The sequence below is a fragment of the Mesorhizobium montanum genome (assembly GCF_033977145.1).
Taxonomy (GTDB): Bacteria; Pseudomonadota; Alphaproteobacteria; order Rhizobiales; family Rhizobiaceae; genus Mesorhizobium; species Mesorhizobium montanum.
In genome coordinates this window covers 34797-55687 of record NZ_JAVIJF010000009.1, presented here as the reverse complement: position 1 = coordinate 55687, position 20891 = coordinate 34797, and the positions used below count along the sequence as shown (strand labels likewise).

The following is a 20891-nucleotide window of genomic DNA, read 5'->3' as shown; positions in this document are numbered from 1 at the left end:
GCATGTCGTCGATCCGCTCGCCAGAAATAGTGGAGCCGGCCCCGGGGACAGGGGCCGGCTCCTAAAACCCGGTCGTTGGGGACGGGGAGGGTGGGGACTCGACCGGGTTTTTCCGTCGCGTCCTAGCGGACGCTGGCGACGGCGGCGTCGCGGCCGTCGTTGATGGTGACCCAAACGCCCGAATTCTCGGTCGATTGACGCTTGAGGTAGGTGTAGACCGTGTCGTTCCAGGCGAGCACTTTCGGCTCGAGATTGTCGAGGATGAATTCGCCGAGGCTGGTGCGCATGGTCAGCACCGCATGGCCGTCGCCGTTCGGCTGGCGCACGACAGTCATCAGCAGGTCACCGGCAGGGACGCCCACGGCCATCAGCTCGCGGCGCTTCTCCAGCGCGTAGTCCTCGCAGTCGCCAACGCCCTTGTCGGGATAGGCCCAGTATTCCTCGACGCCGTAGATCTCCATGTCGGTGCGCGGCTTGACGCGGGTGTTGACCGAATTGTTGACGTTGACGATCGTCGCCCACAGCCTGCGCGTCAGCTCGACCGGCGAACCCTTCGGCGTCCGCTCGTTGCATTCGGCCGGAATGCGTTGGCAGAAATCATAGTGACCAACTGGCTGGGTCGTGCGGCCACCTGTATGCATTGAAGCCGGTGCTGCGCTTGCCGTTCCCCACGCGGACAGCTGCATCGCCATTGCCAAGAGCAACAGCTTGCCCCTCGTCATTTTCATTGTGGCAGTCTCCCCGTTTGAGAAGACTGTGCCACGTTGGGATTTATTTGACGCAAAAACCCGAAGTAGATATTGAGTAAAACGCCGGTAGAATAAACATAAAATTTGAACTATCTCGATTTGGGATTGTTGAGATTCGGCGGCGATTTTCCGGCGTTCGCGATGTTTTGAAAGGCTGGCGCATGGCCGCGCACGAGCGCCGATCGAGGCAACAAAAAACCGGCCGCTGGCGGCCGGTTCGTTGCTTGCCTGACAAGGTTGCTTCAGGATCGCGGCGCGTTGAACTCCGAATCCAATGTTTCCGGCCGCTGGATGACGGCGAACTCGATAGCGACGCCGTCCTCGAAATGGCGCACCACCTGGCCGCGCATCGTGCCTAACGTGACCTGGACGCCGATCGCCGGCTTGACGTCGATCTCGACCGCGGCGCCGGAAAGCGACAGGTCGATGATGCGGCACTGATACTGGCGCCCGTCGGTGAGCTGCAGGACGCTCATCGGATTGCGCGGTGCCACGCGCTCGTGGCGACGGTCCTCGGGCAGGTCGAGCTCATGCTTGTTGGCAAGCCAGGTGAGCTGCGCGGCAAGCTTGTCCTTCTTGCGATCCGAGGCGATGACGGTCATGGCAAAACCGTCCTGCGAAGTGCGTGTCACGACGCCTTCGACACGGCCGATATGGTCGATATAGGCGATGACCTTCTCGCCCGGCATGCCGATACGGTCCGTGCGCAACGCAACGTTGCCGGGTGACATATCGATCACCTGGCACGGGTGCTCGGTGCGGTCTTCCAGCATGAAACGCCCGTAGATCTTGACCCGGACACGCTGAAAGTTGCGCCGCTCAGCTCGTGACGGCACATATTCTACCGCCGCTGACCTCATGACCGCCTACACCCCGTTCGCATTCCGCGCGACGATGCGAGGAATTTCACCCAAAACTACAGCGAAGCAGGTTAACAAACGGGAAAAATCGACCGCGAATACCTAAGCCTGGAGGCCGGCGCCAGGCGAAAAAACCAACCGCTGGCGAGGCGAAAGCCGCGCCCGGCGGAGCTCATTCCTGACGCCCGCCGTCGAGGACGACGAGATGGCGGATGCGGCGCACGCGGCCGAGCGCCGAAATGGTTTCCGGGGGCTCGAATTCGGCGGGAACGAGTGAAGGAACGTCGATCGCCGGCCGGTTCTTCAGGAACATCGGCTCTTTCTCGGGATCTATCACCCGGATCGTGTCGATGAGCGCATCGGCGAGCGGGTCGGCGCCCAGCCAGAACGGCTTTTCGGCGGTGCTGGTGATGCCGAGGCTGCGCTGGTTCTCGGCGCCCCCGTCCAACGGCAGCGCCAGGAGCTCGAATTTGTTGGAACGGCCGTTGCAGCTGAACCCTTCGAAGGTCATGAGCAGAACCGATTTCTGCTCGAAAACGCCCTGCATGAGCCGCGACACCAGCCGCTGGTCCTTCTCGCGCCAGAGCGACGGAAAGGAGAAGCCCTTGAGCTCCCGGCCGTAATATGCGCAAAGCCTTGTGCCGGCCAACCGGAACACCGCTTCGCCACGCGTGTCGCGTTCCAGGATGAAGGTGTCGGCCAAAAGCGACTTGATGTCCGCCGGCTCCACTTCCGATCGCTTCGGGGCAGGGCGACCATCACGCAGCCGGTTCCAATATTGGAACAGCGCGATTGATCCTTTTTCTTTCATGTCCATTCCGCTCCGCACAATCTGTCTTTTGATGTCCCATCGGCGAACAGACAGGGCGCCCTCCGATGACCTTCATGCGGTGCGGAGCAGGATGCGTGCCAGTATCGTTAACGTTTGTTCACGCTTCGGGGCCGTTAAGGTTAACAAGTGGTTTACGTTGCGTGCCGCCGAAGCCTGTGGCACACCGAAATCACTCCAAAACGATCGTTTCAGCAGCGATCGGCAGCACTTTCAGTCAAGTTATGGGGAGCAGGGGGCTCGGCCGGCCGTTCAGGGAAATCCTGGACGGCCTTCTTTTTGATTCGCGATTCGCTTGGCGATTCGCCGTTGAGGCCCAGCCGATCAGAAGCGCCGCGATCGCTCCGTCACCTGTGTCGGGGCCGCATCCCTGCCCTTGCGGCCACGATGCGGATGGCTTTGCCCGGGCCGCGCCAAATCCAGCGTGGCGACGTCGGTCGCTCCAGACGCTCGCTGAAAAGCCATAGTGCCACAGCGGCCATGGTGGCGACATGGCCGTGCGGAACCAGCAGCGGCAAAAGCATCAATGCCCAACAGGAGCCTACGCACCAGATGCCGTGGGTCAGGCCGAAATGGAGGGCATCCACATCGGCCGCCAATCCAAACGCGGCCAATTCCGGCTGAAGGTGGCAACGATTGAGGCAAATCTGCTTGGCGGGTGAAATCTGCCAGACAAGGGCTGGCAGCGCCGCGGCGCTCAGCGGCAGCCACGCCCGGGGCACGGCCAGTCGCATCGCGATAGCAAGGGCCAGCAGCATGGCGCCCGCAACCATCCAGCTCGTGGCATAGCCGGCGACGAACAGCGCCACGACACGCGCACGGCCTCGGGGCAGGCAGCGATCGCGGATGTGGCGTACCGGCACGATCAGCAAAGGCGCCATCATGGCCGCAAGCATCAGCGCCCAGCCGGCCGCGAGCGATCCTGGCGGATTGAGCGCCAGGACCAGATCGAGCGAAGCGGAGGGTGCTGTCCACAGCGCTCCGGTCGAGCAAAAAGCGGGGAGCGCCATCCCCGTCGCCTCCATCGCAACGAGAATCCAGGCGCCTGCGCTGATCGACAGCACCGGCGCCTGGATACGCAGGCGCTCAAGGCCGGCTGGCGTCATGGCGAAATTCCGCTCAACCGCCCTGGCGGAAGATGCTGACGCGCCCGATGGTGATCTTTGCTCTCTTGGGGACAGGCTTTGTCGGCACGATGCGAACGTCGAGCGTGTTGACGTCGAACGCATTCCCGAGGTGCAACGCGTCAACGATCTTCGTTATCTCCAGCACGAAGGTCAGACCTTTTCCCGCATGTTCCCCGTCGGCAAGGCTCGCCTTGCGAACGCCGAACAAGGCGATGCTGCCCGCCAGCCGATCGGGATAGTTGGCGGGGTTGGCCCCTTCGGGCAGCGCGACATAAACGTGGAATGCCGTCGCGTCGGACAGGCCGCGGACATTTTCGAGGTTGAGGAATACGCGGTCGGGCGTGCCGCTCGTGGCCGCTGCCGCAAGGCTCGCCGATACTTTGTTGCGCATGCCCGCATCGAGCTGGACGGACGTGCTGACCTGGTCGCCGCTGATTGGCAACGCCTTGCGATTGGCGCCAACCAGCTCGACATTCTTCCCGCTTGCCATAGCCGGTGCTCCCTCGGTCACATTCGCAGCTGCGGCGCTCGCGCCCAGCCTCTCCAGCCGCAGGCTTGCGATCAGCCCGGCCGTGGCTGGTGACAGATCGTCATAACTATAGCCGAGCTTCGCCAGATCGACCATGTCGGCCGGGGTGTAGTTCCACGGCACGTTGCCCGGCATCGGCATGGAGAAGATGCGCTCGCCGACACTGCCCGGACCTTTGAGCCAGTTGGCGTCGGTCGGGTCGATGTCGGTGAGGGGATTTTGCCGCCATACCTGCCATAGCCGGTCGATGTTGGCATGATGCAACCAGAATATGGGATCAAGCCCGGCAGTGTCCGGGTCGGACATCAGGCCGGGCAGGTGGGGCGGTTTGGGATTCTCGCCGCCGACAAGGCCATGCACCCAGTCATGCGGCTGCGTCTCGATGCCGCCATGCGTCGACCCGCCATGCTCGAAGCCGGTGTCGATGCCGCCGAAGCCGGGGCTGCCGCCGCTCGAAACACCGGTGAAGTCCGGATCGCTCATTGCATCGAGATTGATCTGGTCGACCGGCACATAGACCTTGCCGTCGCTGTTGGGTCCGTAGCGTTGCGGGACGAAAAGCGGATTGTTGCCCTTGCCGTCGGGCCAGTTCGGTGATGCGAAGGCAGGCGGCAGCTTGAACTGGTTCGGCTTGAAGTAATTCCAGTATGGCAGCGCCCAGTCCTTCGGCCCGCCGAGCTTGATCACCGCATCGCGGATGTTTGCTTCGAAGGCCAGGAGATAGCCGCGATGCCATGGCAGGAAATACCAGCTGCCGTGCTGGCACTGCTGCCAGAAACGCTTGACGTCGGCGCTGCGCGGCAGCGGATCGGCCGCACTCAGATAACCGAGCGCCTTCCAGAGCGGCCGGTCGATGCCATGGATTGCGCCATAAAAGCGCCAGCTCGTCGGCACGGCCAGCGCCCGCGACTTCATCGCCGCGACGCCCCGCGCGTACCACAGGATCGGCGCCGCCCAGTCATTGCCAAGTTCCCATACGTCCTCGCGGATGTACTGCATGATTGCCTCCCTCAAGCAGTTCTGTTAGGAATATTTGCTATATGTTGTGTCGGAAAAAACATTGACGCACGCGCGAAGCAACTGTTGCTTTGGAAGATATTTTGATATGTGAATAATTTCACATTGCGTGATAAATCGATTGACTAGAATGGCGAGGGAACGCCGGATAAGTTCGAAAACGCTTGCGGTCAATCTGAATTTTTAGAAATCGAATTAAGAAGTTAATAGGCGCGCCTCGTGGTCACTGGCATCACTTCGCCGGGGACCAGATTGACGCGGCCCGCCGAGGCTAGCGTCCACCCATCAGCAGCAGTGCAGTAGTGCAAAGGCAGCTTGATATCTCAAACGGGAGGAAATCATGGCCAATCAGGACATCGCAGAAACCATCGCGTCGGTCGGTTACGCGAAGGTCATTGTAACGCTCAGCCCGGCCGCGCTTGGCGCCGGTCTTGCCGCGGGCGCCAAGGGCGGCGTCGACAGTTCGGCGTCACTCGCCGCCGAGGCGGATTTGCGGGATCATTTCATCGTGCCCAGCGAAGCGCAGCAGGAAAGCCTTGCGCTCGACGCGCGGGCATCCGCCAGCCGCAGTTTCCGACGCGCCGTGGACCCGGCCACGCGCCGCATGCGCGTCTATCCCCACCTGGGCCTCGCCACCGGCTTTGTCGATGCAGCCGGAATAGCCGGCCTCGAGACCAATCCAACGGCGGCGAGCATCGTCAAGGCGCCGGAACTCAGCCTTATCCGGCCGACGAGCGTCCGGCCGGCACGGGCCAGGAAAGTGATTAGCTGGGGGCTGCACCGGCTGGGCGTAGAGGATATGTGGAATGCCGGATTCGACGGCAAGGGCGTCGTCGTCGGCCATCTCGATACGGGCATCGACGGCGAGCATCCGGCTCTCAAGGGCGCCATCTTCGACTTCGCCGAGTTCGACCTAGCCGGTGACAAGGTTCCCGGTGCCAAGCCGCATGACAGCGACGAACATGGTACCCACACGGCGGGCACGATTGTCGGGCGGGCGGGAGAGAAGGGCGCCTTCGGTATCGCGCCGGGCGCGCAGATTGCCAGCGCCATGGTGATCGAAGGCGGCCAGGTGATCGACCGGATTCTTTCCGGGATGGATTGGATCATTGAAAAGAAGTGCCCCATCCTCAGCATGTCGCTGGGCCTGCGCGGCTTCACGCCCGCATTCCAGCAGATCATCAACGCGCTGCGCGCGGCCGGCGTGCTGCCGGTTTTTGCGGTGGGCAACGAAGGTCCCCTGACCAGCCGTTCGCCTGGCAATTACGACAACGTGCTTTCGGTCGGCGCGATGGATCAGTCGGACACGGTGGCGTCGTTCTCAAGCAGCCAGAAATTCGACCGCCCGGCGGATCCGCTGGTGCCGGATCTTGTGGCGCCTGGGGTCGGCATCCTGTCCTGCATCCCGGGTGGAAGATTCGCCGAAATGGACGGTAGCTCGATGGCGACGCCGCATGTCGCGGGGTTGGCGGCGCTGCTCAAACAGGCCAAGCCGACCGCGACCATCGACCAGATCGAACAGGCAATTATCGGCTCCTGCACCCTGCCGGCGGGTATGCTGAAGGCACGTGGCAATCGCGGGTTGCCCGATGTGCGGCGCGCCTTCGAGTTGCTGACGGGCTCGCCATTGCCGGCGGGTGCAGTCGTCGCCTCGGCTTCGCGGAGGGCGGTTTCGAAAACCAAGTCTGCGAAGACCCGCGCCGGCGAACCGGCTCGCAGGAAAGTGGCGGCCGCCAGAGTGTAGCTGCTGCACTGCCAAAGGATGCACGGGCCTCCGCCGTGCGGCGGCTCCGAAATTCGCATCGCCCTCAGCGCGCCGGCGAATTTCGGATTCGCGGCCGTCGAAGACGACGATCCTGTCATTTTCAAAGTCGGCCCTATATATTGCTGCAGGCAGACCGGAGGCTGGCAAAGATGGCCGAGGAAAAGACATCTCAGGAATGGAGCCCGGCGGCGATCAAGGACGAGCTGGAGCGTCAGGCGCGCTCCGGCAAGCCGGTGAGTGCACAGGTTTTCTTTAACGACGACGTCGCCGCCGCAGCCTTGCCGGAGACCGTTTCGCGCGTGATCGAGCAGGCCGAACGCAGCGTAGGAAAACCTGGCGCGGTGACATTGGGAAAGGTGCGTCCTTCGGCCAACTCCGCGTCCGTCAGTGGAGATCCTGGCGCCATTGGCGCCTTGCTAGAGAGCACCGAGGTCAAAGCCGTGCTGCCGAACGTCGTCGACGACATCTTGCCGAAACCGGTCAAGCGCGAGTTGCGCTAGGGCTTCCAAGAGCTTCTCTGGACCGTGCGAAATCGAGCCCATCCAGGTGTCCACTGAAGGACCGGCGCCGCTCAAGTCCCAAGAACTGGTGCCTCCGGCCATGTGACCAGGCGAAAGCGGCGGTGCCCGGCCATGTGGGGCGACACGACGGGCGCAGGCGTGCGGAGAAAAATTCCCGTTCCAGTTCGCTTTGCTCTAGATGCTCGGGCATCGAATCCCTGGAACCGATGTGAATGAGCGAGCCGGTAAGTCCTTCTGAAACCGAACCGCTGCCGGACGAGGCCCCTGAGCCGCGCCGCGAACCTGTATTCAACCTGCCGCCCGCGGTGCTGGCAGTGATCGGCATTTGCATCGCGGTCCATCTGGTGCGCGTCTATCTGCTCACCGATGACCAGGATTTCGCCCTGCTCGTTCGCGCGGCCTTCGTTCCCATTCGTTATTCCGGCCGATACGACCTTGATTTCTATGCCTTTTCCAGCCCCTTCACTTATGCGTTCCTGCATGGCGGCGTGGCTCATCTGTTGATCAACATGATCTGGCTTGCCGCCTTTGGTTCACCTCTGGCCAATCGACTTGGCACGCCGCGCTTCGCGCTGTTCTTCGCGGTCACAAGCCTCGCTTCGGTTGCACTCTTCTGGGCGCTCCATCCGCTCGGCGAGGTGCCGTTGGTCGGCGCGTCCGGTGCAATCTCCGGCATGATGGGCGCGGCGGCGCGATATGGCTTCCGCGTCGACCGTTTGTCCGGCGGGGCGGCCTTCGCCGGCGAACCCTTGCCCATCGCGGCGGTTTTGCGCTCGCGTGGCGTCATGACCTTCCTGGGCGTCTGGATGGTCATAAATCTCGGCACCGGCTTGCTGGGCTTCGCGCCGGGCATCGAAGGCCAGATCGCCTGGGAAGCCCATATCGGCGGCTTCGTCGCCGGCTTTTTCGGGCTGCGGTTTTTCGACCGCCCTCAGCCGCAGGTCTGAGACCCGCTTCCACTTGAAATGCAACCAATCACGGCGCACGATGTTGCCAATGCATGTCGCAGTTTTGGGAAAACGACATGCATCAAAACACAAACTTAAAGCGCGCTTCGACGCGCTTTAAACCACCCGGTGTCTTCCTAAGGGCGCCGGCACGAAAGCCGGTCGGGGCGGGAGCCGGCGCCAAAGGCAGTGGAGGACGCCATGACGGTTAAGGCAATTCTTGAAAGCAAGGGCCATGACGTGTTCACGCTCGGGCCCAATGAAAAACTGAGTGAGGCCATTCGTATGCTGGCCGAGCATCGGGTTGGCGCGCTCGTCATCACCAATGGCGACCGCAAGATCGTCGGCATCCTCTCGGAGCGCGACATCGTGCGGGTGGTGGCCAAGGAGGGCGCCGCCGCGCTCGACATCGCGGTGCGCTCGGCGATGACGCCGAAGGTCAAGATCTGCAACGAAAACCACACGGTCAACGAGGTCATGGAGATCATGACGAGAGGCCGCTTCCGCCATTTGCCGGTGGAAAAGGGCGGTCAGCTCGACGGCATCGTCTCCATCGGCGACGTAGTCAAGCGCCGCATCGAGGACGTCGAGCGCGAAGCCGAGGAGATCAGGGCCTATATCGCCACCGCTTGAGGTGGCCGCGGAAGGACGGCGCGCGGCTTTGCGCTTGTCTCGCAAGGCGGTTTGCACTAGCGAGTGACTTTCACTTTAGACGTGAAAGTCACGTTTCGCGAGCACGCAGGCCTCCATGAGCATCATCGACACCCGCACCCCCGACGCAAAACGTCTGATCTCCGGCGCCACTGGCGACTGGGAGATCATCATCGGGCTCGAAGTGCATGCGCAAGTCATCTCGGAAGCCAAGCTGTTCTCCGGCGCCTCGACGTCGTTCGGCGCCGCGCCCAACGCCAATGTCAGCCTCGTCGACGCGGCGATGCCCGGCATGCTGCCGGTCATCAACGAGGAATGCGTCAAGCAGGCGATCCGCACCGGGCTCGGGCTGAAGGCCGCGATCAACCACAAGTCGGTCTTCGACCGGAAGAACTATTTCTATCCGGACCTGCCGCAGGGCTACCAGATCTCGCAGTTCAAGCAGCCGATCGTCGGCGAGGGCAAGGTGATCGTCTCCGTCGGGCCCGACCGCCAGGGCGAGTTCGAGGATATCGAGGTCGGCATCGAGCGCCTGCATCTGGAACAGGATGCCGGCAAGTCGATGCATGACCAGCATCCGACCATGTCCTATGTCGACCTCAACCGCTCCGGCGTTGCGCTGATGGAGATCGTCTCCAAGCCCGACATCCGTTCGGCCGACGAGGCAAAGGCCTATGTGACGAAGCTGCGCACGATCATGCGCTATCTCGGCACTTGCGACGGCAATATGGACGAGGGCTCGCTGCGCGCCGACGTCAACGTCTCGGTGCGCCGGCCGGGCGGCGAATTCGGCACACGCTGCGAGATCAAGAACGTCAACTCGATCCGCTTCATCGGCCAGGCCATCGAATCCGAGGCGCGCCGGCAGATCGCCATCCTCGAGGACGGCGGCAAGATCGACCAGGAGACCCGTCTGTTCGATCCGGCCAAGGGTGAGACCCGCTCGCTGCGCTCCAAGGAAGAGGCGCACGACTATCGCTATTTCCCTGATCCCGATCTTCTGCCGCTGGAGTTCGATCAGGCCTATGTCGATGCATTGGCAAAGCACCTGCCGGAACTGCCGGACGACAAGAAGGCACGGCTGATTGCGTCGCTCGGCCTGTCGACCTACGACGCTTCGGTGCTGGTGTCGGAGAAGCCGATCGCCGACTATTTCGAGAAGGTGGCCTCCGGGCGCGACGGCAAGCTCGCCGCCAACTGGGTCATCAACGATCTGCTGGGCGCCCTGAACAAAGCGGGCAAGGACATTGAAAATGCTCCGCTTTCGCCCGAACAGCTCGGCGCCGTCATCGACCTGATCAAGGAAGGCACGATTTCCGGCAAGATCGCCAAGGACCTGTTCGAGATCGTCTGGAACGAGGGCGGCGATCCGCGTGAGCTCGTCGAGAGCCGCGGCATGAAGCAGGTCACCGACACCGGCGCCATCGAGAAGGCGGTCGACGAGGTCATCGCCGCCAACCCGGACAAGGTCGAGCAGGCGCGCGCCAAGCCGACCATGGCCGGCTGGTTCGTCGGCCAGGTCATGAAGGCGACCGGCGGCAAGGCCAACCCGCAGGCGGTCAACGACTTGGTCAAGGCCAAGCTCGGCATTGAATAGCGTCATGTTCGTCCGCACCGCCGGGGATCGCGATCTCGTTGCAATCCGGGCATTGCTGGTCGAGACCTGGCACGCGACCTATGACGCGATCTACGGCGCCGACAAGGTCACCGCGATCACCGATGAGTGGCACTCGGTCGCCTCGTTGAAGGCGCGGCTGGCGAAGCCGAACAGCGAGTTTCTTGTCGCCCACGACGGCAAGCGCATCGGCGGCGTGGCCTTTGCCGAAGCTGTCGATGGCGGCAAGCTGATCGCGCTGAAGCAGCTCTACGTGCTTCCAAGCCTGCAGGGACGGGGCATTGGCGGCATGCTGCTGGATGAGGTCATCGAAAGTTTCCCCGAAGCCCATGCCATCCGCCTTGAGGTGGAAGAGCAGAACACACGCGCCATCGCCTTCTACGAGGCGAACGGCTTCGTGATATCCGCTGATCTCGGCGAGCACGCCGGTGCCTCGGGAGAGCCGGCGCTCGTCTATCGCCGGCCTCTTGCCGGCTGACCTCCGCCTGCCTCGCCTATCCTTGGATCACCTTCGCGCGAGCGGCCCGGCAGGTGTCTGTTTTCGTTTGACGGCCCGACTGTGTGGCACCAAAGCTGCTGCAGCCGACCTGTGCGGAAGCCAAAATAGATCGACACGCACACATAGACACGCACACAGGGCGGCGCGGGGGGAAATACCATGCCGAGCTTGCCGGAACTGATGCCGACCGAGGTGTCGGACGAGACTTTTGGCGGCGTGACCTATCACGTCGCCGGCGAACTTGTGCCAGTGCTGTCGGTCGATGTGACCAACATGCCGGTCTATTTCGAGCACCACATCCTGTTGTGGAAGAACACCACGATCACCATCGGCCTGAAATCGCTGAAGGGCGCGCTGAAACGCATGATCGCCGGCATGCAGGTATTCGTCACCGAGGCGTCAGGGCCGGGCATCATCGCCTTCAGCCGTGACGGACCGGGCCATATCGTGCCGATCCATCTTCGGCGCGGCGAGGAGATCCAGGTGCGCGAGCACCAGTTTCTCGCCGCCACCGCCAGCGTCGACTACACCTTCGAGCGCGTGCGCGGCATTGGGACGATGCTGTTCGGCCAGAGCGGGTTCTTCATCGACCGCTTCCGTGGTGAGACAGGCGACGGCATCGTCTGGCTGCACGGCTACGGCAACGTCTTTGAAAAGGTGCTGGCGCCCGGCGAAACCATCGACATCGAGCCGGGCGGCTGGCTGTTCAAGGATGCCTCGGTCAGGATGGACACCAGGATCGACCGCCTTTCCAGCGGCTTCTTCGGCGCCAACATGAACTTCGTCGTCAACCGCTTCACCGGGCCGGGCCGCGTCGGCATCCAGTCGATGTATCTGCATATGCCGTCGGAAGAGTAGCGCGGAACTCGGCCGGAGCGAGCCTCAGCCGGGAAGGATTTCCACATTGTCGATCAGCCTGGTCGTGCCGAGCCAGGCTGCCGCGAGCAGGCGGCCATTGCGGTCACGCTGCCAGGGCGCGAGCGTCATGGCCTGCCGCGCGGTGACGTAGTCGACCTTTTGAAAGCCCGCCTCGATTAGCGCCTTCGCGGCATCGCCGGTGGCTTTGGTCTCATCGGCACCGGTCGCGAGTTCCTCGGCGGTCTGGCGCAGGATCACGTTCAGCTTGCGCGCGATTTCGATCTCGGCCTCGCCGAGATAGGCATTGCGCGACGACATGGCGAGACCGTGTGCGTCGCGCACGGTCGGCGCGCCGACGATCTCGACGGGCAGGTCGAGATCGCGGCAGAGCCGCCTGACGACGCAAAGCTGCTGGTAATCCTTCTCGCCGAACACGGCGCAATCGGGCGCCGCCTGCATGAAGAGCTTGGCCACCACGGTCGCGACGCCGTCGAAGAAACTCGGTCTGAAATCCGTTTCGAGGCCGCCGGAGGGGCCGCCCACCGAGATCTTGGTGGCGAAGCCGGCGGGATACATTTCGCTCACGCGTGGCGTGAAGGCGAGATGCGCGCCGGCATCCCGCAGTCGGTCGAGATCCCGCGCCAGCTGGCGCGGGTATTTGTCGAGATCTTCCGTCGGCGCGAACTGGGTCGGATTGACGAAGATCGAGACGACGCAGCGCTCGGCCCGTTCGAGCGCGATCCTGACCAGCGAGACATGGCCTTCATGCAGCGCGCCCATGGTCGGCACCATGGCGACCCTGAGACCGGCCCGCCGCCAGTCCCGGACCTGCGCGCGAAGGGCGGTGACGCTGTCGACGACGGTTGGCCCGTTCATGTCTCGTCCTTGCCGGATGCCGTCGTGAAGACGTGGTCGGGGCTGGGAAAGGCGCGGCTGCGCACCTCGGCGGCGTAGCGCGCCGCGGCATCCGCGATCACACTGCGCAAATCCGCGTATTCCTTGACGAATTTCGGCACGCGGTCGACGGTTATGCCGACCATGTCGTCGATCACCAGGATCTGGCCGTCGCAGTCGGCGCTGGCGCCGATACCGATGGTCGGTATGGAAATATGATGGGTCAGCTTCGCGGCCACCGCCTCCATCGTGCCCTCTATGACGACCGAGAAGGCGCCGGCCTTTTCCACCGCCTCGGCATCGCGGAACAGGGCAGCGATATTTTCCTGCGTCCGGCCCTTGATCTTGTAGCCGCCATCCTTCTCCACCGACTGCGGCTGCAGGCCGATATGGCCCATGACCGGGATTCCTTCGGCAACGATCGCTGCGATCTGGGCGGCCATGTCGACGCCGCCTTCGAGCTTCACGGCCTGGCAGCCTGTTTCCTCGGCGATACGCCTCGCCGACGCCGCGGCCTGGGCCGGCGAGGTTTCGTAACTGCCGGCCGGCATGTCGACCACGACGCAGGCTTTGGCCGAGCCGCGCATCACGGCTTGGCCATGGGCGATCATCATCTCCAGCGAGGCGCCAAGCGTCGTGGCGTGGCCGTGCAGGACCATGGCGACGCTGTCGCCGACCAGGAGCAGGTCGACATGCGGATCGAGCAGGCGGGCGACAGGGTAGGTATAGGCGGTGAGGCAGACGATCGGCACGCCGCCCTTGCGGCGGCGGATGTCTTCGGCGTTGATCCGGCTGTCGGCGGACGGATCACGGGTCAATCGTCACCTCCCTCAAGGCGCCCCCAAAACGAGGCGGGTCGAGCTTTAGAAAGACCGGCAGCGCTTGGCAAGCCGCGCTGTCGCCGGCAGCACGGTTGTATCGATTTAGCGCACGAAGCGTTTATACTCACGCCATGGCAAAACCCTTGCCTTCGCGGTGGCGGAACGCCATAAGCAGGATAAAGGCGCAGCCGCTGCCGCCGTGAGGATCTGGATGAAAACTTTCCTGCTGCAGTTTTTCACCTGGTGGAACAGCCAGACGCTCGGCACCCGCTTCCACACCTGGCGCTTCGGCAAGAAGGTCGGCGAGGACGAAGCCGGCAACGTCTATTACGAGGGCGGCATCGATTCGGAAGGCCGCACCCGTCGCTGGGTCATCTATCGCGACTATTCGGAAGCCTCGAAGATCCCGCCGGGTTGGCATGGCTGGATCCACCACCGCGTCGACACAGCTCCCGCCAGTGAGAGCTACAAGCCGCGCGAATGGCAGAAGCCGCATCAGGCGAATCCAACCGGGACACCGTCGGCCTATCGGCCGAAGGGTTCGATCCTGACCAACCAGCATCGCCCGCAGGTGACCGGCGATTATGACGCCTGGACGCCGGGATCGTAATCCCGGATCGTAATCTAAGGCGCCGCTTCGGTCCTTTATCGCCACAATTGGCATTTAGCTGCTTGCCGACTGCGCAGCCATGATTAGCCTTGGGCTCTGAAGAATCACCCGGGCACAACCACCGGTATTTTGCATGAGATCTTTTGGCCAAATTTCAAAGGCGCTGATCGCGGCGACGTCCATTCTGGTTGCCCCGACGGCGGTCTTCGCCGCCGCGCAGGCGCCGGCCGCAGCACCTGCGGCCTCCGACCGCATCACCAATCCGGTGGCCGAGTTCGCCGGCATCGACAAAATCACCGGCCGCATCATCACCTTCGATGTCTATGTAGACGAGACCGTGCAGTTCGGCGCTTTGCAGGTGACGCCTCGCGTCTGCTATTCGCGGCCGGATACGGAACAGCCCAAGACCGATTCCTTCGTCGAGGTCGACGAGATCACGCTTGACCGCAAGATCCGCCGCATCTTCACCGGCTGGATGTTTGCCGAAAGCCCCGGCCTCAACGCCGTCGAGCACGCCGTCTATGACGTCTGGCTCAAGGGCTGCAAGCAGAAGTCCGATGTGCCGCCGCCGACCGCGGCCAAGGCCGATACGGCCAAGCCGAAGACGGAGGCTGCCAAACCGAAGGCAACCGCAACCCCGCCGGCAGAAGCCGCACCTGCCGACGCGACGCCGGACCCGGACGGCACGACCGATTCGAACTGATTTTTCGGAACCCTCCTTTTCGCTACCCGTTTCTGGATAGCGGACGCCGAGGAGAGCTCGATGATGGCCAAGAGCAGGCCGATTACCGCCAACAAGGAAGAGCTCCTCGATCTGGAGAGAGGGTTCTGGATCGGGGATAGCGCTTACTATGAGGCCAACGCGGACGTGGAGTGCCTTGTCGCGTTTCCGCGGATGGCCCAGGCCATGACCAATGCCGATCTTGCCAGGACCGCAACCAAGCCCAATAAGTGGCGCGACCTTGACATCAAGCTGAAGGGCATGGTCGAACCCGGCAGCGACATCGTCATGCTGACCTATGAGGCTCATGCAACGCGCGAAGACGGCGAGCCTTACGCGGCATTGGTCAGCACCGGCTATGTCCATCGCGCCGACGGCTGGAAGATGATGTTCCATGCGCAGACGCCGTTAGAGACTGAGGCTCAAGGGTAGAAGACGGCCTCGCCCTTCAGCGCCTCGGCCAGCAGCTTTTCATACTGGCCACGCGGCACGTCGACGGCGCCGAAGCGCTTGAGGTGTTCGGTGGTGAACTGCGTGTCGAGCAGCGCGAAGCCGCGCGCCTTCAGCCGTTCGACGAGATAGTAGAGACAGGTCTTCGAAGCATCTGTCTCCCTGGCGAACATGCTTTCGCCGAAGAACACGCGTCCGAGCGAGACGCCATAGAGGCCGCCGACCAGCCGGTCCTCGCGCCACGCTTCGACCGAATGGCAATGGCCCAGGCGATAGAGCTCGACATAGGCTTCGCGGATCGGCGCGTTGATCCAGGTCGAGCGGCGCTCATCGCGCTTTTCGGCGCAGCCGTCGATCGTTGCCTCGAAATCGAAGTCGTAGCGGATGTCGAACGGGTGCTTGCGGACCGTCTTCTTCAGGCTGCGCGGCGTGTGGAATCCGTCCAGCGGAATGATGCCGCGCGTTTCCGGCCGCACCCAGAACACTTCCGGGTCATTGGCGCTCTCGGCCATCGGGAAGACGCCCGAGGCGTAGGCCCTCAACAACAGGTCGGTCGGTATGCGATAGCCTGGCGCGTAGGGGCGGGTCATCGCATCCCCGTGCTACTCACCCTTGGCCAGGTATTTTTCCAGCCAGTGGATGTCGTAGTCGCCGTTGGCGATGTCGGGATTGCCGACAAGGTCCCGAAACAGCGGCAGCGTCGTCTTGATGCCGTCGACGACGAACTCGTCGAGCGCGCGGCGCAACCGCATCATGCATTCGACGCGGTTGCGGCCATGCACGATGAGCTTGCCGATCAGGCTGTCGTAATAGGGCGGGATCCTGTAGCCGGAATAGACGCCGGAATCGACGCGGATGCCGAGGCCGCCCGGCGTGTGGAAATGCGTGATCGTGCCGGGCGAGGGCATGAAGGTGCGCGGGTCCTCGGCGTTGATGCGGCACTCGATGGCGTGGCCGTTGAACTTGATGTCTTCCTGCCTGACCGACAGCCCGCCGCCCGAAGCGACGCGGATCTGCTCATGCACGAGGTCGATGCCGGTGATCGCCTCGGTCACCGGATGCTCGACCTGCAGGCGCGTGTTCATCTCGATGAAATAGAACTCGCCATTCTCATAGAGGAATTCGATCGTGCCGGCGCCCGAATAGCCGAGATCGGCAATCGCCGTGGCGCAGATGCCGCCGATGCGCGAACGCTCCTCGGCATTGAGCGCTGGGGAATTGGCTTCCTCCCAGACCTTCTGGTGACGACGCTGCAGCGAGCAGTCGCGCTCGCCGAAATGCACGCCGCGGCCGGCGCCGTCGCCGAACACCTGCACCTCGATATGGCGCGGCTTCTCCAGGAACTTCTCGATATAGACGGCGTCATCGCCGAAAGCCGCGCCGGCTTCCGATTTCGCGGTCTGCAACGCGATCTCGAGATCGGCTTCGGTGCGCGCCACCTTCATGCCGCGGCCACCGCCGCCGGCGGAGGCCTTGATGATCACCGGGTAGCCGATCTCGGCGGCGACGCGCTTGGCTTCCTTGTCGTCGTTGATCGCCCCGTCGGAGCCGGGCACGACGGGGATGCCGAGCCGCTTTGCCGTGCGCTTGGCCTCGATCTTGTCGCCCATGATGCGGATATGGTCACCCGACGGGCCGATGAAGGTGATGTTGTGGGCGGCGAGGATGTCGGCGAACTTGGCGTTTTCCGACAGGAAGCCGTAGCCCGGATGCACGGCGTCGGCGCCGGTGATCTCGCAGGCGGCGACGATCTGGTGGATGTTGAGATAGCTTTCGCGCGAGGGCGGCGGGCCGATGCAGACGCTTTCGTCGGCAAGCCGCACATGCATGGCGTCCGAATCCGCCGTCGAATGGACCACCACGGTCTGGATGCCGAGCTCCTTGCAGGCGCGCAGCACCCTCAGAGCGATTTCGCCGCGATTGGCGATGAGGATTTTCTGGAACATCTCCTGGCTGTTCCCGGCTCTACTCAAGGACCACCAGCGGCATTCCGTATTCGACCGGCTGGGCATCCTCGATGAGGATCGCCGTCACCGTGCCGGCGCGCGGCGAGGGGATCTGGTTCATCGTCTTCATCGCTTCGATGATGAGCAGCGTCTGGCCTTCCTTCACCTTCTGGCCGATCTCGACGAACGGCTTGGCATCGGGCGAGGGCGCCAGATAGGCCGTGCCGACCATCGGCGAAGGCACGGCGTTCTTGGACAGGTCGGCCGACGCTGCCGCAGACGCCGCCTGCGCCGCTGCGGCCGCCACCGGGGCCGCAACCGCGAGCGGTGCGGCAACCGCATGCATGGCCTGCGCCTGACGCGAGACGCGCACCTTGAGATCGCCGAGTTCAACCTGGATCTCGGTCAGGTTGGTGTCGTTCAGAATGCCCGCCAGATCGCGGATCAGCTGCTGGTCAACACCGGTCTTTTTTATCGACATTTTCGAGCCTTCTGTTTGGGGGCCGGTCACAGGCGTGCCGCCAATGCCTGCAGCGCGAGCGTGTAGCCGAGCGGCCCGAACCCGCAGATCATGCCGACAGCGACCGGCGAGACCATGGAGACGTGGCGGAAGGGCTCCCGCGCGTGGATGTTGGAAAGATGGACCTCCGCGACGGGCAGGGGTGCTACGGCGCGGATGGCGTCGTGGATGGCGATCGAAGTGTGGCTGTAGGCGCCGGGGTTGATGACGATGCCTGCCGCCTTGTCGCCGGCTTCCTGGATCCAGTCGACCAGGTCGCCCTCATGATTGGACTGGCGAAAATCGATCTCGAGCCCGAGCGTGGCGCCGGCCGCCTTGCAGTCTTCGGCGATGGCCGCAAGCGTCTTGCCGCCATATATCCCCGGCTCGCGCTTGCCGAGCGCATTGAGATTGGGACCGTTGAGGACGAAAATCGTTTTCAATATGCCGACCTTGTTCTACGCCGACCCCAAGCCGGCGCACTGGGCCTCTATAATGGGCATAACCGCCCGCGAAAAGAGCGCAAGTGCGTTCTTTCGCTGTCCACAGCGGCCGGCTTTTGCACCCGCGGGCGCTTAAAGCGCGCTCTTTGCCTCCTCGATCTTTTCCGCCAGGACCTGTTGGCCGAGCGCTCCGAAGATCACCTCGTTGCCGACCACATAGGACGGCGTGCCGGTGATCGACAGTTTCGTCGCAAGGTCATAGGTGCGCGAGAGCGTTTCGGCGATACGGGGATCCTTCATCTTCTCGCGCAGCGTCGCTTCATCGGCGCCGAGCGAAAGCGCCACCTTGATCGCGGTCGCTTCGGTGGCGCGGCCCTGGCCGCCGAGCAGCGCGGTGTGGAACTCGCCGTATTTCTCCGGCTTCATCAAATGGAACGCCATGGAAACGACGCTGGCCTTCTGCGAATCCGGGCTGAGGATCGGGAATTCCTTGAGCACGAAGCGCAGGTCCGGGTCGGATTTAGTCAGTGCCTTCATGTCTTCGATGGCGCGTTTGCAGAAGCCGCAATTGTAGTCGTAGAACTCGACGATCGTGACCTTGCCCTGCGGATTGCCGACGACGCCGTCGAAGGTGGAGTTGAAGATCTCGGCCTTGGAATTCTTGATGACGCCGAGCGCGGCGAGCCGCTGCTCTTCTTTCTGCTTGGCCTCGAGCGCGTCCTGCACCTCGAGCAGAACTTCCGGATTCTTCAAGAGATAATCGCGGATGATGCCTTCGACTTCCTTGCGATCGATCTTGGTGTCGGCGGAGGACTTGATGTCGGTCGAGGACGTGACCTGAGCCACTTGCACGGTGTCGGCCTTCGCCGCCTGCGGGCTTCCCGCCACGAAGCCGAAGGCCAACATGCCGAGCGCCACCGCCAGACCGCCAGCAGTGCCAAGCAGGATTGCCTTGTTCATGATCGTCGTTCCTTTTGCCTGTTCCGGTCCGCCTTGGTCGTCGCCGACGTCCGGGAGGTTCATTTGAGTTTGTTCGATGGCGTGTAGTTTATAATATCCTGAGCGCGGACCCAGCGGGGTTCGCCGCGCTTCAATTTCTGTTGAGCACGCATGGCGAAGATCTTCGCGTTCTTGTAGTCGCCCGCATAGTAATGACCCTCGGCGGTGGCGAGGTCGGCGGCCGGGATATCACCCTGTTCGCCATAGGCCTGCGCCAGAAAGCGATAGGCTTCGGAATTTTCCTTGTCCCGCCCGACGCCGTTGTTGAGCTGGGTGACCGCTTTCTTCAGCGAATCGGACGTGCCGACCGCCATCAGCGCCTGGCCGAGAGAGACCAACAGCAGTCCGGAGCGCGCGGGATCGAGGCTGGCCGCCTTGGCATAGGCTTCCGCCGCATCCTGCGGCTTGTTGGCCTTCATCAGGATGTCGCCGCGCAACTCCTGGAAATAGGGGTTCTTCGGCTGCTCCTTGATCAACGCCGCCGTCTTGGTCAGCGCGGCGCCCGGATTGCCATAGAGATAGGTCTGCTGCGCGTCGCCATAGCGTGAGGCGAGGCTGGTCGGGTTCTTGCGCATCAGCCGCGCAACGGCCGCCTGGCCCTGCATATAGGCGGCGATCTTGATGCGCATCATGTCATGCCGCTGCTGCAGCGCCGGCGGGTCGACATTGTCGACGAAGGGGCTTTGCTTGACGAGCACTTCGAGGTTGGCGATGCGCTCCTGCGGCATCGGATGGCTGATCCGGTAGGGGTCGACCTGGGTGCCGGCCAGCGACAGCGCGCTCTGGAAGCGGCCGAAGGTCTTGAGCATGCCCATGCCGGACTGGCCGGTGCCGTTCAGATAGGTGATCGCCGAGCGGTCGGCGGTGATCTCTTCGGTGCGCTGATAGGCAAGGATTGAGCGCTGCGCCATCTCGCCGCCGCCGGCGGCGACGCCCATGCCGGCACCTGCCAGGCCCTTGCTGTTGGTAGTGGCGCCGGCGACCATGGCGCCGGCGCCAAGCAGCGTGGCGATGATGGCCATGGTCTTGGCGCGGTCGAGCTGGTCGCGCAATTTCTGCTGGTGTCCGCCGGCAATATGGCCGGCCTCGTGCGCGATGACGCCGATGATCTCGTTGGGCGTTTCGGCGGTTACCAGCGCGCCGGTGTTGATGAACAGGCGCCGTCCGGTGACGAAGGCGTTGAAACTCTGATCGTTGACCAGAACGATGTCGATGCCGTCATTGGCAAGCCCCGCCGCCTTGAAGATCGGCCGGGCATAGTCGCGCACCAGCGCCTCGATCTCGGCGTCGCGCACCACCGGCACGTTCTGCGCGAAGGCGCTGACCGAGCTTGAGACGGCGACGGCGGCGGCAAGCAGAAGCGTCGCAAAGCCGCGCGCGGTTCGGCCGAGGGAGGTCGATTCGCCAATAAATGGTCGGGGTCGGCTCAACATAAGGTCCACTGGTAGACGAGCGGGCGAAAGATGAAAAGTCGGCGCCGGTAACTTCCTGCGCGCTTGTGGTCTCCACATCAATCGGGCATTTGTGCGGCGCTGTCCTTT

General features: G+C 63.2%; 23 protein-coding genes. 10 read left to right on the top strand and 13 right to left on the bottom strand.

What is annotated here, in order from left to right:
* Positions 1 to 122: 122 nt before the first annotated feature.
* The 5 genes from RFM68_RS13990 to RFM68_RS13970 form a co-directional block, all read right to left on the bottom strand.
* Complete coding sequence (locus RFM68_RS13990) at positions 123 to 722, bottom strand: transglutaminase-like cysteine peptidase (RefSeq protein ID WP_320233744.1); 600 nt, start codon at positions 720 to 722, stop codon at positions 123 to 125.
* Positions 723 to 991: 269 nt separating this feature from the next.
* Entirely contained in the window at positions 992 to 1609 is a 618-nt protein-coding gene (locus RFM68_RS13985) for a PilZ domain-containing protein (RefSeq protein ID WP_320233565.1), read from the bottom strand.
* 172 nt (positions 1610 to 1781) lie between these two features.
* Positions 1782 to 2420 (bottom strand): PAS domain-containing protein, encoded by a 639-nt coding sequence (locus RFM68_RS13980; protein ID WP_320233564.1) that lies wholly within the window; start codon positions 2418 to 2420, stop codon positions 1782 to 1784.
* A 365-nt stretch (positions 2421 to 2785) separates the two neighbouring features.
* Positions 2786 to 3502 carry a copper chaperone gene (locus tag RFM68_RS13975; protein WP_320233563.1) on the bottom strand — a complete coding sequence of 239 codons (717 nt, stop codon included), beginning with the start codon at positions 3500 to 3502 and terminating at the stop codon, positions 2786 to 2788.
* A gap of 55 nt (positions 3503 to 3557) precedes the next feature.
* Positions 3558 to 5093 (bottom strand): tyrosinase family protein, encoded by a 1536-nt coding sequence (locus RFM68_RS13970; protein WP_320233562.1) that lies wholly within the window; start codon positions 5091 to 5093, stop codon positions 3558 to 3560.
* 358 nt (positions 5094 to 5451) lie between these two features.
* On the opposite strand from RFM68_RS13970, the gene RFM68_RS13965 reads away from it, so the two are divergent.
* The 7 genes from RFM68_RS13965 (at position 5452) to RFM68_RS13935 (ending at position 11967) form a co-directional block, all read left to right on the top strand.
* Positions 5452 to 6855, top strand: a complete 1404-nt coding sequence (locus tag RFM68_RS13965) for a S8 family peptidase (protein WP_320233561.1) — start codon at positions 5452 to 5454, stop codon at positions 6853 to 6855.
* A gap of 170 nt (positions 6856 to 7025) precedes the next feature.
* Positions 7026 to 7376 carry a hypothetical protein gene (locus RFM68_RS13960; RefSeq protein WP_320233560.1) on the top strand — a complete coding sequence of 117 codons (351 nt, stop codon included), beginning with the start codon at positions 7026 to 7028 and terminating at the stop codon, positions 7374 to 7376.
* Between the two features lie 233 nt (positions 7377 to 7609).
* Positions 7610 to 8344, top strand: a complete 735-nt coding sequence (locus tag RFM68_RS13955) for a rhomboid family intramembrane serine protease (protein WP_320233559.1) — start codon at positions 7610 to 7612, stop codon at positions 8342 to 8344.
* Positions 8345 to 8545: 201 nt separating this feature from the next.
* The gene (locus RFM68_RS13950; protein ID WP_320233558.1) at positions 8546 to 8977 is read left to right on the top strand and encodes a CBS domain-containing protein; all 432 of its coding nucleotides are present in this window, start codon (positions 8546 to 8548) and stop codon (positions 8975 to 8977) included.
* 115 nt (positions 8978 to 9092) lie between these two features.
* Positions 9093 to 10592: an Asp-tRNA(Asn)/Glu-tRNA(Gln) amidotransferase subunit GatB gene (gene gatB, locus RFM68_RS13945; RefSeq protein WP_320233557.1), complete on the top strand. Its 1500-nt coding sequence runs from the start codon at positions 9093 to 9095 to the stop codon at positions 10590 to 10592.
* A gap of 4 nt (positions 10593 to 10596) precedes the next feature.
* Positions 10597 to 11088 carry a GNAT family N-acetyltransferase gene (locus RFM68_RS13940; RefSeq protein ID WP_320233556.1) on the top strand — a complete coding sequence of 164 codons (492 nt, stop codon included), beginning with the start codon at positions 10597 to 10599 and terminating at the stop codon, positions 11086 to 11088.
* A 180-nt stretch (positions 11089 to 11268) separates the two neighbouring features.
* On the top strand, positions 11269 to 11967 hold the full coding sequence (locus RFM68_RS13935) for an AIM24 family protein (RefSeq protein WP_320233555.1): 699 nt from the start codon (positions 11269 to 11271) through the stop codon (positions 11965 to 11967).
* A 24-nt stretch (positions 11968 to 11991) separates the two neighbouring features.
* Here the strand turns inward: RFM68_RS13935 and panC are convergent, their stop codons facing one another.
* Both panC and panB read right to left on the bottom strand, forming a co-directional pair.
* A complete protein-coding gene (gene panC, locus RFM68_RS13930; RefSeq protein WP_320233554.1) occupies positions 11992 to 12843 on the bottom strand; it encodes a pantoate--beta-alanine ligase in 852 nt (283 codons plus the stop codon).
* Complete coding sequence (gene panB / locus RFM68_RS13925; protein WP_320233553.1) at positions 12840 to 13679, bottom strand: 3-methyl-2-oxobutanoate hydroxymethyltransferase; 840 nt, start codon at positions 13677 to 13679, stop codon at positions 12840 to 12842. The genes panC and panB overlap by 4 nt, the downstream gene beginning before the upstream one ends.
* Positions 13680 to 13893: 214 nt before the next feature.
* Here panB and RFM68_RS13920 point away from each other — a divergent pair, with 214 nt between their 5' ends.
* The 3 genes from RFM68_RS13920 (at position 13894) to RFM68_RS13910 (ending at position 15445) form a co-directional block, all read left to right on the top strand.
* Positions 13894 to 14292, top strand: a complete 399-nt coding sequence (locus RFM68_RS13920) for an NADH:ubiquinone oxidoreductase subunit NDUFA12 (RefSeq protein WP_320233552.1) — start codon at positions 13894 to 13896, stop codon at positions 14290 to 14292.
* Between the two features lie 133 nt (positions 14293 to 14425).
* A complete protein-coding gene (locus RFM68_RS13915; protein WP_320233551.1) occupies positions 14426 to 14995 on the top strand; it encodes a DUF2155 domain-containing protein in 570 nt (189 codons plus the stop codon).
* Between the two features lie 63 nt (positions 14996 to 15058).
* Positions 15059 to 15445: a hypothetical protein gene (locus RFM68_RS13910; RefSeq protein ID WP_320233743.1), complete on the top strand. Its 387-nt coding sequence runs from the start codon at positions 15059 to 15061 to the stop codon at positions 15443 to 15445.
* On the opposite strand, the gene aat is transcribed toward RFM68_RS13910, so the two are convergent.
* The 6 genes from aat to RFM68_RS13880 all read right to left on the bottom strand — a co-directional run bounded on the left by aat (position 15436) and on the right by RFM68_RS13880 (position 20783).
* The gene (gene aat, locus RFM68_RS13905; protein ID WP_320233550.1) at positions 15436 to 16053 is read right to left on the bottom strand and encodes a leucyl/phenylalanyl-tRNA--protein transferase; all 618 of its coding nucleotides are present in this window, start codon (positions 16051 to 16053) and stop codon (positions 15436 to 15438) included. The two genes, RFM68_RS13910 and aat, sit on opposite strands and share 10 nt — an antisense overlap.
* Positions 16054 to 16065: 12 nt before the next feature.
* The gene (accC, locus tag RFM68_RS13900) at positions 16066 to 17409 is read right to left on the bottom strand and encodes an acetyl-CoA carboxylase biotin carboxylase subunit (protein ID WP_320233549.1); all 1344 of its coding nucleotides are present in this window, start codon (positions 17407 to 17409) and stop codon (positions 16066 to 16068) included.
* 19 nt (positions 17410 to 17428) lie between these two features.
* Positions 17429 to 17890, bottom strand: a complete 462-nt coding sequence (gene accB / locus RFM68_RS13895) for an acetyl-CoA carboxylase biotin carboxyl carrier protein (protein WP_320233548.1) — start codon at positions 17888 to 17890, stop codon at positions 17429 to 17431.
* A 26-nt stretch (positions 17891 to 17916) separates the two neighbouring features.
* Entirely contained in the window at positions 17917 to 18351 is a 435-nt protein-coding gene (aroQ, locus tag RFM68_RS13890; RefSeq protein WP_320233547.1) for a type II 3-dehydroquinate dehydratase, read from the bottom strand.
* Positions 18352 to 18483: 132 nt separating this feature from the next.
* A complete protein-coding gene (locus tag RFM68_RS13885) occupies positions 18484 to 19311 on the bottom strand; it encodes a DsbA family protein (RefSeq protein WP_320233546.1) in 828 nt (275 codons plus the stop codon).
* 59 nt (positions 19312 to 19370) lie between these two features.
* Entirely contained in the window at positions 19371 to 20783 is a 1413-nt protein-coding gene (locus tag RFM68_RS13880) for a M48 family metalloprotease (protein WP_320233545.1), read from the bottom strand.
* Positions 20784 to 20891 lie beyond the last annotated feature (108 nt).

Excerpts from the sequence above, each read along its gene's own strand:
- RFM68_RS13970 (WP_320233562.1), bottom strand. The coding sequence starts at position 5,093 with ATGCAGTACATCCGCGAGGACGTATGGGAACTTGGCAATGACTGGGCG.
- RFM68_RS13915 (WP_320233551.1), top strand. The coding sequence starts at position 14,426 with ATGAGATCTTTTGGCCAAATTTCAAAGGCGCTGATCGCGGCGACGTCC.
- RFM68_RS13885 (WP_320233546.1), bottom strand. The coding sequence starts at position 19,311 with ATGAACAAGGCAATCCTGCTTGGCACTGCTGGCGGTCTGGCGGTGGCG.
- RFM68_RS13960 (WP_320233560.1), top strand. The coding sequence starts at position 7,026 with ATGGCCGAGGAAAAGACATCTCAGGAATGGAGCCCGGCGGCGATCAAG.
- RFM68_RS13985 (WP_320233565.1), bottom strand. The coding sequence starts at position 1,609 with ATGAGGTCAGCGGCGGTAGAATATGTGCCGTCACGAGCTGAGCGGCGC.
- RFM68_RS13880 (WP_320233545.1), bottom strand. The coding sequence starts at position 20,783 with ATGTTGAGCCGACCCCGACCATTTATTGGCGAATCGACCTCCCTCGGC.
- panC (WP_320233554.1), bottom strand. The coding sequence starts at position 12,843 with ATGAACGGGCCAACCGTCGTCGACAGCGTCACCGCCCTTCGCGCGCAG.
- RFM68_RS13920 (WP_320233552.1), top strand. The coding sequence starts at position 13,894 with ATGAAAACTTTCCTGCTGCAGTTTTTCACCTGGTGGAACAGCCAGACG.
- RFM68_RS13935 (WP_320233555.1), top strand. The coding sequence starts at position 11,269 with ATGCCGAGCTTGCCGGAACTGATGCCGACCGAGGTGTCGGACGAGACT.
- accC (WP_320233549.1), bottom strand. The coding sequence starts at position 17,409 with ATGTTCCAGAAAATCCTCATCGCCAATCGCGGCGAAATCGCTCTGAGG.
- RFM68_RS13950 (WP_320233558.1), top strand. The coding sequence starts at position 8,546 with ATGACGGTTAAGGCAATTCTTGAAAGCAAGGGCCATGACGTGTTCACG.
- RFM68_RS13940 (WP_320233556.1), top strand. The coding sequence starts at position 10,597 with ATGTTCGTCCGCACCGCCGGGGATCGCGATCTCGTTGCAATCCGGGCA.
- accB (WP_320233548.1), bottom strand. The coding sequence starts at position 17,890 with ATGTCGATAAAAAAGACCGGTGTTGACCAGCAGCTGATCCGCGATCTG.
- RFM68_RS13955 (WP_320233559.1), top strand. The coding sequence starts at position 7,610 with ATGAGCGAGCCGGTAAGTCCTTCTGAAACCGAACCGCTGCCGGACGAG.
- RFM68_RS13990 (WP_320233744.1), bottom strand. The coding sequence starts at position 722 with ATGACGAGGGGCAAGCTGTTGCTCTTGGCAATGGCGATGCAGCTGTCC.
- aat (WP_320233550.1), bottom strand. The coding sequence starts at position 16,053 with ATGACCCGCCCCTACGCGCCAGGCTATCGCATACCGACCGACCTGTTG.
- RFM68_RS13910 (WP_320233743.1), top strand. The coding sequence starts at position 15,059 with ATGGCCAAGAGCAGGCCGATTACCGCCAACAAGGAAGAGCTCCTCGAT.
- RFM68_RS13980 (WP_320233564.1), bottom strand. The coding sequence starts at position 2,420 with ATGAAAGAAAAAGGATCAATCGCGCTGTTCCAATATTGGAACCGGCTG.
- gatB (WP_320233557.1), top strand. The coding sequence starts at position 9,093 with ATGAGCATCATCGACACCCGCACCCCCGACGCAAAACGTCTGATCTCC.
- RFM68_RS13965 (WP_320233561.1), top strand. The coding sequence starts at position 5,452 with ATGGCCAATCAGGACATCGCAGAAACCATCGCGTCGGTCGGTTACGCG.